Here is a 12151-nt window from a genome sequence, read left to right on the forward strand (position 1 = left end):
AAAACCAAAGAAAAAATGTTTTTTATTTTATTGATTTTTTATCTTTCTAATGCTATTATGCAACTATGCCGAAATATTTTATAAACAGCGGTAAACGACTATGGCAAAGTGTGACAGCCGCAGTGCGTCAGACAGGCTGTAGCAGCTTCAAACACATATTCTTTCAGGAGGATCAGCATGGAAAAGAAACATATCGTATGCTTCGGCGATTCCAACACCCACGGCTACCGCGCTACGGATAACGGCCGCTACAGCGAGGAGGAGCGCTGGACCTGCCTGCTGCAAAAGCAGCTGGGTGATGGCTTTTTGGTTATAGAAGAAGGATTGTCCGGGCGAACCACCAGTTTTCCAGATCCGATTCATGAAGGTTTATCAGGGCTGGACTATATCTATCCCTGCCTGATGAGCCATGAGCCGGTAGATTTGCTGGTGATTATGCTGGGAACCAATGATACCAAGGAGCGCTTTGGTTCCTCTCCCGCCTGTATCAGTCTGGGCCTAAAGCGCCTGATTGCCAAGGCAGCCTCAACCACCGACGCCTGGCGTGGCCATCAGCCCAATATTCTTGTAGTTACCCCCAAGAATATTGATAAACGGTATGAGCAGACCGAGGTGGCTCATACCATGGGCGCTGGATGTGCCGAAAAATCAGAAGGGCTGGCAAAGGAATTTCAGGAGATTGCTTCTCTTATGGGATGCCATTATCTGGATGCCAACACCGTAGTAACAGAGCAAAACCACATTGATTTTATGCATTTAACCAAAGAGGGGCACCAAGAGCTGGCAGACGCTTTGACCTCTTTCATATCCTCATTGTTTCCCTAAGCCACGCCTTACATAATGGCGAATTTTTCCTCATATAAATAAGCTTCTAGCAAATCAAATAAAAAGGAGCCGTTGCTCCATAGGTGATTACTCATCCATTTTGCAACACCCCCTTTCATAACTATCAACATATCTTATATCGTTTTTTTGAGTTTACACAAAACTTGAAACGGTCTCGATTTTTTTTCTTAAAAAGCAGGAAGTGCCGCTTAATCACCTAGTTTGATGATTTTGCGACACTCCCTTTTGCCATATAATTATTCTCTTTTTAAAAATATAATAATTTCGTGAAAAACCCAGTACATCAAGGCCATTTCTTAGTTCTCATTCATCTGCGCCAACTTCGCAGCCTGGTTCCTTGTGCAGAACAAAGACCTCCAAACTTATAGGCTCGGAGCAAATGCCTCTGTGCCATAAACAAGCACGGAACAAATAAATTGGAAGTGGAATTTATCGTTTTAAATGAACCAGATATTCCGTTGTATCTTCTTCAAGTTTCTTATCTGCCGTCATTTGAAAACCGTGCCGCTCATAAAAACGAATGGCACGAACATTCTTTTCTAATGCCCACAAGTTGTTTGCATCGTGTTCGCTAATAGCATAGTTCAAAAGGAAAGCGCCTATAGATTTACCTTGAAGTACAGGTTCTACAAACAGTTTCTTAATCTCACCGTTTTCTACTTGAATAAAACCTTTGACGGCACCATCATCATAAACCCACATACTATCAACAAATTCTTTATATGTATCTACAAGATTAGAAACTTGCATTTCATTAAAATAAAAATCATCATTCTGAAATATTGAATAAAAATTAAGTCTGTAATTAAATATCACAATCTCGGCAATTCTCGATAAATCATCTGCCGTTGCTTGTCTAATGTTTTTCATTTTCTCACCTAAAAATTCAAATTTCATTATATAATACCTCATGTATTTCTACCAACACACGCTGTACAGATACGCATCATTACTACTACCTATTTCTTTTAGTCGAATGTGTTTCGTTTGTCAGCTTTATTGCAATAGCATATTCATCATTACTAAGCATCCGTTCCTCATACAGCTTTTTCTGAAACATTCTGACCATTACCTTATTTGAAATCAATGGCTTACCTGACTTACTAGATTACATGCCTTACCACATCTCCTTTGTCTTAAAGTGTGTGGTATGTTAACATGAAATTTTTAGTCTTGCAAATTGGAAGTTATCGCATAATTTCCTTAATCATTGTATACTCATTTAAAAGTGTACCATCTTTTAAACGAATAGCATTTGGACGAACACCTGTAATCCGAAATCCCATCTTCTCATACAACTGTCTTGCTCTGACGTTCCCTTCCACAAACTCCAATTCAATTTGCATAACCCCCTCCATAGCTTCAGCCAAACGAATCATCTCTTGAATCATTTTTGTCCCAATACCCTGATTCCAAAAGTTGCTAATCAGCGCAATTCCTATATTGGCTCTATGCCTCGTTTTCATTCCTTGGAAGAAGTTTATCTCACAATTCCCGACAACTTTTCCATCCACTATACACATAATCATAGCTTCATTTGAAGAAGCATTCTTCTTCTCAAACAGCATCTTTTCACCTTCTGCTGTATATTCCCCACACTCCTCAGGATAACGCAAAATATAATCCGTTTCTCCAGCAGAAACAATTAAATATTCCAATGTGCTCTCTACATCTTCCTCTTTTGGACTACGCAGTAATGCTTTGCGGCCGTCTTTTAACTCAAACCATACATCATCAATAATCATATTTCGTTTTCTCCTTTTCATAAACCCAGCTGGTTCATCGGGCCTTGATGAATAAAAAGACCACCTATCTGAAAGATAAGTGGACATAAGCAACTCTACAAAAATACTATGTTTCTGAAAACTTATTTTTCTTCGTAACCAAAATATTATACAAAAAACTTTTTTCCATCAACTCATCATATAACCCGTTGTAGTCTATAAAATCCTGTCTTTTGTTTTTCATATACCATCAACTCTTAGTAAAATTTATAAACAATTTACCCAACAGAACTTCATCTTACAAAAAGTAGCTTGATATTTTCAATTACATTTGTCCCATTATAACTTACTTTGATAATTTTCCAATTGATGAAAAACACCAATCACATTTACAACTTCTGCTCTCACATCAAAAATAACAACATAATCCATCTGTGGAACAACTGCTTCATGATATCCCTTATTTGCTAAATAAGCATCTCTACTAAATGGAAATTGAAAAGGATTGTTTTCCAACCTATCATAGATACTATCAATACCATCTAACAAATGTTTTGCAGACTGCCCATTTTTTAAACGATAAATCAAGTAATATATCAGATTATTAAGCAATTCATCCGCATACTCTGAAATAATTAACTTATAACCCATACTTTGCCTTCATTTCTCTGAGTGCTGTTCTGGCATCCTTTACCTGACCTGCTTCAATCTGCTTTTCAGAAATTTCAATATCTCTATACATGGTAAGTTGTCTCATGGTAGACTCATAAATTTCCATACTCATAATAACCATATCCCCATAACCATTTTTCGTAATGTAGATAGGTTCTTTTGCTTTGTGACACATATCAGAAATCTCAGATGTATTTTTTAAATCTTTAATTGGAATAATTTGTGGCATAAGTAACACCTCCTAATTATGGATTAATTATACCATAATTATATCCATTTTCAATATTTTTATTCAAATTTTATAGGATTTTGGGATTTCAGCATAACCTTACATACTTTTTCAGCAGGGGGCTATACATACATCCAAGCCACTCAAATAGGGGGTGACAGTGCATCCAAACCCACCCAGAAAAGAAAAGACGAGCTAGGCAACAGTCCAAACCCGTTTTTTTTCATATACGCATTCAAATGCCCTCTTATCACTTAAAATACCTTCTAACCATAATTCATTCGCTTCCATAGCATCTACTATATCATTTATTTCCAAACTATATGCTAGTTCCACTTTTGCCATATACCATACCTCCTTTTGACATATTAATCCTCTATTCATTTTTTCTAAATTATGATTTTTCATTTGTATCAAACTTAAATTTTTAAAGAATATGTCATATATTTGTGGTCACTAAATTCAAATTCTTTCTCAACATTTGCTTTGGGGCTTGTTGCAACATTTTTAACAAGAATATGATCAATTAATGTATTTCCTATATATGTTTTTTCTGTTTCAGGAACCTTATCTTCTGCCATGGCCAATATATCCTTATATCTACTTTCTGTTAACTTTTCTTTACAACCAACAAAAGCATTGAAATCTCCTAATACGACTATCGAATTACTGCACTCATAGATATAATTCTTTAGATTTATCCATAAATTGTCATTAGTATCATTTCTAGAAAAATGTGTAGGCATATGTACACCAATTAATATTAAGTTATCTTTTTTTATACTAATTATCCGATTATCCATTAACTGTAATATTTTATTTTCTCTAAAGATACCTTTTCTAGCAATAGCCAAGGTTACTCTTAGTGCGTCTCTATCATTAAAATATATATCATATTCTTTCAACGGAAAATCAGCCTTCAACTTCTGAAAATATAAATTTTCGTTCCATTTTCTATCCACCTTGACTTTGTAAGGAAACTCATTAAGAAAAACAACTGCGTATGAATTCACATCAAAATAATTTTTAACAATTTTCGCAATTTGCGAGTATACCTCATCAGAACAATCGCACTCAAAATATTCCCATTCTTTTCCTGTTCTGCTACCATTTCTTAGCCAATCAACATTCCATGTTAACATGCTAATATGCATTTAAAACACCTCGCCAATTTTATATAATACATTATAATGAACCCTCATTATTTCCACAACGATATTTCTGCTACCTTTATAGCCTCTCCACCCCAATTTCATGTTCTTAACTACGCACAAAAATGCCCTATATCAGCCACCAACAGCCAATATAGAGCATCTAATCTATACAACTCAGCTATTCAAATTCCCGAACTCAGCCTCGTAGAACCACTATCTCCCTAGTTCTCGTTCATCTTCGCCAGCTTCGCCGCCTGGTCCGCTGCAATCAGATTATCCAGAAGCTCCTGTATATCCCCATTCATAATAGAATCGATCTTATAAAGGGTCAGCTTGATCCTGTGGTCCGTCACACGGCCTTGGGGGAAATTATAGGTGCGGATCTTTTCAGAGCGGTCTCCTGTACCAATCTGACTCCTTCTCTCCTCCGCTTCGGAATTCTGCTTCTTTTCCAGCTCCATATCGTAGAGCTTGGAGCGCAGCAGGCGAAAGGCCTTCTCTTTATTCTGAAGCTGTGATTTTTCTGTTTGGCTGTAGATGACGATCCCTGTCGGCATATGGGTCAAACGTACCGCGGAATCTGTCGTATTCACACACTGACCACCGTTTCCGGACGCGCGCATTACATCAATACGGCAGTCATTCATGTCAATCTGCACATCCACCTCCTCCGCCTCAGGCATAACAGCCACTGTGGCCGTGGAGGTGTGGATACGTCCGCCGGATTCTGTCTCAGGCACTCTCTGCACCCGGTGAACGCCGCTTTCGTATTTCAGCTTGGAGTAAGCCCCCTTACCTGTCACCATAGCCACCACTTCCTTGAAACCGCCGATTCCGTTCTCATTCAGGCTTATGATCTCCACCTTCCACCGCTGGCTGTCTGCATAGCCCAGATACATGCGGTATAGCTCCGAGGCAAAAAGAGCCGCTTCATCACCGCCTGCGCCTGCACGAATCTCCAGAATGATGTTCTTATCATCATTAGGGTCTTTGGGAAGCAAAAGAATTTTCAGCTCATGTTCCAGCTCCTCAATGCGCTTCTTAGCGTCGGACAGCTCCTCCTTTGCCAGCTCCCGAAGCTCTTCATCGCTCTCATCCTCCAGCATTCCCAGGCTGTCTTCCATGTCCTGCCTAGCCTGCTTGTACCTTTTATATGCCTCCACGATAGGAGCCAGCTCCGCCTGCTCCTTCATAAGTCTGGTGAAACGCTTGGTGTCCTGGGTCACCTCAGGGTCCCCCAACATCAGCATCAGTTCTTCGTAATGAATTAATATATCGTCCAACTTATCAAACATAACTGTCTCCTGCTTCTATACATGATATACTTCCTGCTGCGGCTCATTCCACCGGGCTCTTACCACGCGATCCAGACCTGCCATGTCCTGCACCGTTCGAATCTCTTCATAACCCCGATCTCGGAACAGCTCTTCCACCTCCGGCCCCTGGTCACAGCCAATTTCCATATAGACGCAGCCTCCCGGATTCAGGTAGCTTCTGCATTTGTCTGCCAAAATCCGGTAAAACTTAAGCCCGTCCTCAGCTCCGTCCAGAGCCAGTCTCGGCTCATACCTGCGCACCTCCGGCTCCAGGTCTTCTATCACCTGACTTCTGATATAGGGCGGATTGGAGGTGATAATGTCAAATGCCGGCCTCTGAGTCAACTTTTCAAACATATCGCTTTCCACAAACTGGAGGCAGCCTTCATAATCACCTAAAAGAGCCTCCCCATTCCTCCTTGCCACCTTTAATGCCTCCCCGGATATGTCCAGTGCCGTAATCTGCTTGTATCCGCCCAAATGCGCGAGACTGATGGCAATGCATCCAGATCCGGTGCAGATGTCCAGAAGAGAGGATTGCCGGAAGGGCTGCTCCTTGAGCACCAGCTCCACAAGGGTCTCCGTGTCCTGCCTGGGTATCAGCACATGCTCATTTACATAAAATTCCTGTCCCATGAAGCCCTGGACGCCTGTAATCTGCTGAAGCGGTATCCGCGTCTCTCTCTTTCTTATGAGGGCTTCATACCTTCGGCGCTTTTCCCTGGTATCCTCATCCTCGCAGAGCTCCTGATGCCTCACAGCCAGAAAGCCGGCCATATTTAGCCCGAAGGCTTCCAACAGCAGATACCTCCCGTCTATAAGGGCATCCCTCACCCCTGCCTGGGCTAATCGTTCACTCTCCTGCCGGTACAGCTGCTCCATGGTCATGGCTTACGGTTCCTCTTTCTTCCTCTAATGCCTTATTCTCCTGCCACCCTGGAAAGTTTTCATTTAAGTAGGCTCTCCAGTCAAAGACAGCCTCAACTGCCGCAATGGCTACCTCAATCATAGAATCATCCGGCTCTGTGGTAGTCAGCCCCTGCATCCACATACCCGGACGGCTTAAAATATTCACTGCCCTGGAATCATGACGTCCGGCAAACCGAAGAAGCTCATAGGATACGCCGGCAATCACCGGAATCAGTATAATACGGCTCAGCATACGCAGCCAGATTACATCCGTACGAATCACCATAAAAAACAAAATACTTATGATCATTACAAACATAATAAAGCTGGTTCCGCACCGCTTATGCTCCTTAGAGCTAGCCCTTACATTCTCCACAGTCAGCTCCAGGCCGTGTTCAATGCAGTTGATGCACTTGTGCTCAGAGCCATGGTACATAAAGGTTCGTTTAATATCCTTCATTCTGGATACCAGCTTGATATAAGCAATAAAAATAATAATTCTTATGACGCCCTCCAACACAGCCATCCCTGTGCCGGAGTGGATAAAACGGCGGCATACGCCGGCAATCAGCAGCGGAAGCAGCATAAAAATTCCCACAGCCATCACGAAGGAAACTATCATAACAAACGTTGTCAGTATCCCCTCCAGCTTCTCTCCGAACAACCGCTCCATCCACTTCTCAATTTTACCCGCTTCTGCTTCCTCGTCATCTTCGAAAAAGCTGCAGGACCAGGTCAAAGCTCTGATTCCGACTACCATTGAATCCACAAAGCTAAAGATGCCTCTGATAAAGGGCATTCCCAGGCATTTCACCTTTTTGGTAACGCTCTCATAGGTATCCTTTTTCACCTCGATTTCTCCGTCCGGCTTGCGGACAGCAATAGCATAGTCATTGCCGTTCTGCATCATAATTCCCTCAATAACAGCCTGACCTCCGATTCCTGAATATTTCATTCTATATTTTACCTTTCTATCTGTCACGGTTCAATGTCTGATTACAGCAAAAAGTCCGCCCGGCCGATCCCGGAGCCCTCCCGAAAACTCAGAAAGGGCTGAGCCTGATACAAGCCCAACCCTCATCTTATCCGATTCATTAATCAGCCTTCACACCATATTTACGATTGAACTTATCAATACGTCCACGAGCTGCGGCAGCCTTCTGCTGTCCTGTATAGAAAGAATGACATTTGGAGCAAACCTCCACATGAATATCTTCTTTCGTAGAGCCCGTTACGAACTCATTCCCGCAGTTGCAAACTACCTTTGCCTGATAATAATTTGGATGGATTCCTTCTCTCATGCTTTTCACCTCTTAAATATAATTTTTTGCGGTTTCCGACCGCGGCCTCTATGCCAATCTGCCTCTGTACATTACTGGCAGCCGGTGCATCCTCACCGTCACCAGAACGCACAAATATCAGCACTGTTCAAGTTAAACCCGTCCTTTCCGTAAGGTTCCGACTCACGCAGACGGTAAAACTGCCGTCAATTCAGACAGCCTAGACATTGTAGCATGAAATGCAAGAAAATGCAAGTTTTTTGGATAAATAAAATTAACCCTAAAATCGATCAAATTATTACAAATTTAAGCTGGCTAAATTCCCCCTCATGGTGTAAACTATACGTAATACAAACGATTAGGAGGTTCTTACTATGAGCAACTTAAACAACGTGCTGAAGGAATTCAAGTCATTTATACTCAAGGGCAACATTATCGATATGGCAGTGGGCGTTATCATCGGCGGCGCCTTCAGTAAAATAGTAACCTCCCTGGTAAACGATATCCTGATGCCTGCACTGGGAGCTTTAATGGGAGGAGCCAGCTTCAACACCCTTAAGCTCGTTATTAACCCTGCCACCGAAACGACGGAGGAAGCCGCTATATTATACGGCAGCTTTCTCCAAAATGTCCTTGATTTTATGATTATTGGCGCCTGTATGTTTTTTATGGTTAAGGCCATAGCTGTGATCAATTCCCGATTCAGGAGCCAGGAAGCTACCGCAAAGGAAGCTGCCGCACCAGCCGGCCCTACCCAGGAGGAGCTGCTGGCTGAAATCAGAGATCTGTTAAGGGATCGTCAGGGCCAGCTCTAAAGGCTTTTTAAAAGAATCTTATCTTCTTGGCATTTTCCACAAACTCCCGGTTGTTTCTGGTTCGCGCGAACAGATCCAGTATCTTTTCCACTGCGTCCTCAGGCTTCAGGGAGTTCGTTGCCTTTCGTACAATATCCACAGCCTCCTGCTCCTCCCGGTTTAACAGAAGGTCATCCCTTCTCGTTCCTGACTTTAATATATCAATCGCAGGGAAAATACGCTTTTCTGACAGCTTTCTGTCCAGCACCAGCTCCATATTGCCGGTTCCTTTAAATTCCTCATATACCACATCATCCATACGGCTGCCCGTATCCACCAGGGCTGTGGCAAGAATGGTCAGGCTGCCCTGCTCACGCATATTCCGGGCCGCCCCGAAAAACCGCTTCGGCATATGGAGGGCTGCCGGGTCCAAACCCCCGGACAGAGTGCGCCCGCTGGGCGCTACCGTCAGGTTATACGCCCTTGCCAGGCGCGTGATGCTGTCCAGAAGGATAATTACGTCACGGCCATGCTCCACCAGACGCTTCGCCCGCTCAATTACCATCTCGGAAACTCTCTTGTGACGATCAGGCAGCTCGTCAAAGGTAGAGTATATAACCTCCACATTCGGCCCTACAATGGCTTCCTTTATATCTGTAACCTCCTCAGGGCGCTCATCAATCAGAAGTATCATCAAATGCATCTCCGGATGATTGGTCGTGATAGCCTTTGCCACCTGCTTTAGCAGTGTAGTTTTACCTGCTTTCGGAGGCGATACTATCATTCCGCGCTGTCCCTTTCCGATAGGGGAAAGCAGATCCATAACGCGCATCGCCACTGAGGTTCTCTCATGGGGATTCTCCATATGCAGACGCTGGTTTGGAAAGATCGGTGTCAAATCCTCAAAATTCGGCCGTTTCTCCGTAGCGCTCACAGGGTAGCCATTTACTGTCTTAATATACAAAAGAGCTGCAAACTTCTCGGTTACTGTTTTAATTCTGCGGTTTCCGATGATAATGTCTCCTGTCTTTAAATTAAAACGGCGAATCTGTGAGGGCGCTACATAGACATCGTTATCTCCGGGGAGGAAATTTTCACAGCGGATAAATCCAAAGCCGTCAGGCATAACCTCTAGAATTCCATTGGCCTCAATTCCGCTGTCCAACTCCGCAATGTCCTGGGGGCTCAGGCCCAGAGCGTCGTTCTTCGGCTCTATTCTGGCCGGACGCTGCTCCCCGCTGTCTGAGGACGCCGCCTGTCCTCCGCTGTTTGCATATGTCCTGGACTGCTGAGGCCTGGATTGGCTGAATTTATTGTCATAGGCTCTGGTATTGCCATGGCGGTTGTCCATCTTATGGTTATCCGCGCTCTCATGCTCTCTGGAACGAGACGTTTCCTGATGAACTCCGCCTTCTGTCTTTTCCTCGTTTTTAATTTCCACAGGCTTGACCTGGGGATTGTTCTCTGCCTCTTTGCAAAGAAGCGCAATAATTTCTGCCTTACGCATGGCGCTGATACCTTTAATCCCCTGGTTCTTGGCCATTTCTTTCAATTCTGCCAAAGGCAGTGTCTGCAATTTCTCCCGCATATCTTTTCTCCTTATCCTATCTCAATACCCATACCGGCATTGATAACCTGACAGGTATTGGACGTACTTACTCCCTTTTAATTTTGTTCATTCAATTTCGGGGTTGTTCATTCCAGAATTCGGAATTGCTTGGAACTAACAGATAGCCGGCAACATTCAGACAGCAGCCAGACAATCCATGTATAGGTTTATTATATACATGAATATCCGAAAATGTAAAGTATATTTTAATTATTTTTTTATTGAAAAAAATTCTTTCCACCTTCCTGTCTCAATTTACGTTTTGTCCTTCAGCCATTTCATGTGCTCCTTGATTCTTCTTTCATATCCGTTATCGGAGGGCTCATAAAAAATGCTTCCCTCCATGCCGTCAGGCAGATACTGCTGCTCCACATAATGCTTCGGAAAATCGTGGGCGTACTGGTATCCTGTCCCTCGCCCCAACTTCTTAGCCCCCCTGTAATGCTTGTCCTGAAGATGAACAGGCACAGGCATAGTCCTCTGTGTTCTCACAGCTTCCTCTGCCTTGTCAATCGCCATACAGGCAGAATTGCTTTTTGGAGCAGAAGCTACATAGAGGACTGCCTGAGACAATATGATCCGCGCTTCAGGAAGCCCCACCCGCTCTGCTGCCAAAGCTGCGCTGACAGCTACATTCAGAGCCTGAGGATCTGCATTTCCCACATCCTCCGACGCGCATATGATAATTCTTCTGGCTATAAACTTAATATCCTCCCCTGCATAGAGCATCCGCGCCAGATAATATACGGCCGCGTCCGGATCAGAGCCCCGCATGCTCTTTATAAAGGCTGAGATGGTGTCATAGTGGTTATCTCCGCTTTTATCGTAGCCTACGGCCCGCTTCTGAATACATTCCTGTGCCACCGGCAGGTCAATATGTATCGTTCCGTCCGTCCCCCGCTCTGTAGTCAAAACCCCCAGCTCTATCGCATTAAGCGCCGCCCTGGCGTCTCCGTTAGCCATATCAGCCAAAAAATCAGCCGCTTCCTCATCAATAACAGCCTCGTAAGCGCCCATTCCCCTCTCCTTATCATAGACAGCCCGTCGTATCAGCTCCTTGATATCCTCCTTCTCCAATGCCTTAAGCTCAAATATCCTGGATCTGGATAGCAAAGCCCCATTCACCTCAAAATATGGATTTTCTGTGGTAGCTCCTATGAGAATCAGTGTGCCGTCCTCCACAAAGGGGAGGAGATAATCCTGCTGTCCCTTGTTAAAACGATGAATCTCATCCACAAACAATATGGTTCTCCTTCCATACATCCCCATATTGTCCTTTGCCTCATTGACTACTTCCTCCATATCCTTTTTCCCGGCTACGGTGGCGTTAATCTGCTTAAAATCCGCACTGGTGGTATTGGCAATGACCCTAGCCAGCGTAGTCTTTCCTGTTCCGGGAGGACCATAGAAAATAATGGAGCCCAGCTTATCTGCCTGAATCGCTCTGTACAGCAGCTTATCCTTTCCCACAATATGCCGCTGTCCCACCACCTCGTCCAGCGTGCGCGGACGTAGCCTGGAAGCAAGGGGAGCTTCCTTATCCATAGTATTCTCTCTCATATAATCAAATAAATCCATTTTACACCCCAATCATTCTTATCAGTTTTGCACTGCCGGA

At 43.6% G+C, this 12151-nt stretch carries 14 protein-coding genes; 2 read left to right on the forward strand and 12 right to left on the reverse strand.

Annotated features, from left to right (window positions below; all coding sequences use genetic code 11):
• Positions 1-177 precede the first annotated feature (177 nt).
• Positions 178-825, forward strand: a complete 648-nt coding sequence (locus tag FYJ39_RS04610; protein ID WP_154471280.1) for a GDSL-type esterase/lipase family protein — start codon at positions 178-180, stop codon at positions 823-825.
• A gap of 450 nt (positions 826-1275) precedes the next feature.
• Here the strand turns inward: FYJ39_RS04610 and FYJ39_RS04615 are convergent, their stop codons facing one another.
• The 10 genes from FYJ39_RS04615 to rpmE form a co-directional block, all read right to left on the reverse strand.
• Positions 1276-1743 carry a GNAT family N-acetyltransferase gene (locus FYJ39_RS04615; RefSeq protein WP_353847275.1) on the reverse strand — a complete coding sequence of 156 codons (468 nt, stop codon included), beginning with the start codon at positions 1741-1743 and terminating at the stop codon, positions 1276-1278.
• Between the two features lie 290 nt (positions 1744-2033).
• Complete coding sequence (locus tag FYJ39_RS04620; RefSeq protein ID WP_154471281.1) at positions 2034-2591, reverse strand: GNAT family N-acetyltransferase; 558 nt, start codon at positions 2589-2591, stop codon at positions 2034-2036.
• Between the two features lie 318 nt (positions 2592-2909).
• On the reverse strand, positions 2910-3221 hold the full coding sequence (locus FYJ39_RS04625; protein WP_154471282.1) for a type II toxin-antitoxin system RelE/ParE family toxin: 312 nt from the start codon (positions 3219-3221) through the stop codon (positions 2910-2912).
• Positions 3211-3471 carry a type II toxin-antitoxin system Phd/YefM family antitoxin gene (locus tag FYJ39_RS04630; protein WP_154471283.1) on the reverse strand — a complete coding sequence of 87 codons (261 nt, stop codon included), beginning with the start codon at positions 3469-3471 and terminating at the stop codon, positions 3211-3213. Before FYJ39_RS04630 ends, FYJ39_RS04625 begins: the two co-directional genes overlap by 11 nt.
• Positions 3472-3666: 195 nt before the next feature.
• Entirely contained in the window at positions 3667-3816 is a 150-nt protein-coding gene (locus FYJ39_RS04635; RefSeq protein ID WP_154471284.1) for a hypothetical protein, read from the reverse strand.
• Between the two features lie 74 nt (positions 3817-3890).
• Complete coding sequence (locus FYJ39_RS04640; RefSeq protein ID WP_154471285.1) at positions 3891-4625, reverse strand: exonuclease/endonuclease/phosphatase family protein; 735 nt, start codon at positions 4623-4625, stop codon at positions 3891-3893.
• A gap of 221 nt (positions 4626-4846) precedes the next feature.
• The gene (gene prfA / locus FYJ39_RS04645) at positions 4847-5920 is read right to left on the reverse strand and encodes a peptide chain release factor 1 (protein WP_154471286.1); all 1074 of its coding nucleotides are present in this window, start codon (positions 5918-5920) and stop codon (positions 4847-4849) included.
• A 15-nt stretch (positions 5921-5935) separates the two neighbouring features.
• Entirely contained in the window at positions 5936-6829 is an 894-nt protein-coding gene (gene prmC / locus FYJ39_RS04650) for a peptide chain release factor N(5)-glutamine methyltransferase (RefSeq protein ID WP_154471287.1), read from the reverse strand.
• A complete protein-coding gene (locus FYJ39_RS04655; protein WP_154471288.1) occupies positions 6795-7805 on the reverse strand; it encodes a DUF1385 domain-containing protein in 1011 nt (336 codons plus the stop codon). The genes prmC and FYJ39_RS04655 overlap by 35 nt, the downstream gene beginning before the upstream one ends.
• A gap of 139 nt (positions 7806-7944) precedes the next feature.
• On the reverse strand, positions 7945-8151 hold the full coding sequence (gene rpmE, locus FYJ39_RS04660) for a 50S ribosomal protein L31 (RefSeq protein ID WP_154471289.1): 207 nt from the start codon (positions 8149-8151) through the stop codon (positions 7945-7947).
• 353 nt (positions 8152-8504) lie between these two features.
• On the opposite strand from rpmE, the gene mscL reads away from it, so the two are divergent.
• Entirely contained in the window at positions 8505-8945 is a 441-nt protein-coding gene (gene mscL / locus FYJ39_RS04665; RefSeq protein WP_154471290.1) for a large-conductance mechanosensitive channel protein MscL, read from the forward strand.
• Positions 8946-8952: 7 nt separating this feature from the next.
• Here the strand turns inward: mscL and rho are convergent, their stop codons facing one another.
• Positions 8953-10512 carry a transcription termination factor Rho gene (rho, locus tag FYJ39_RS04670; protein WP_154471291.1) on the reverse strand — a complete coding sequence of 520 codons (1560 nt, stop codon included), beginning with the start codon at positions 10510-10512 and terminating at the stop codon, positions 8953-8955.
• 276 nt (positions 10513-10788) lie between these two features.
• Complete coding sequence (locus FYJ39_RS04675; protein ID WP_154471292.1) at positions 10789-12111, reverse strand: replication-associated recombination protein A; 1323 nt, start codon at positions 12109-12111, stop codon at positions 10789-10791.
• Positions 12112-12151 lie beyond the last annotated feature (40 nt).

Origin of the sequence: Clostridium porci, from assembly GCF_009696375.1 — a bacterium.
Taxonomy (GTDB): Bacteria; Bacillota; Clostridia; order Lachnospirales; family Lachnospiraceae; genus Enterocloster; species Enterocloster porci.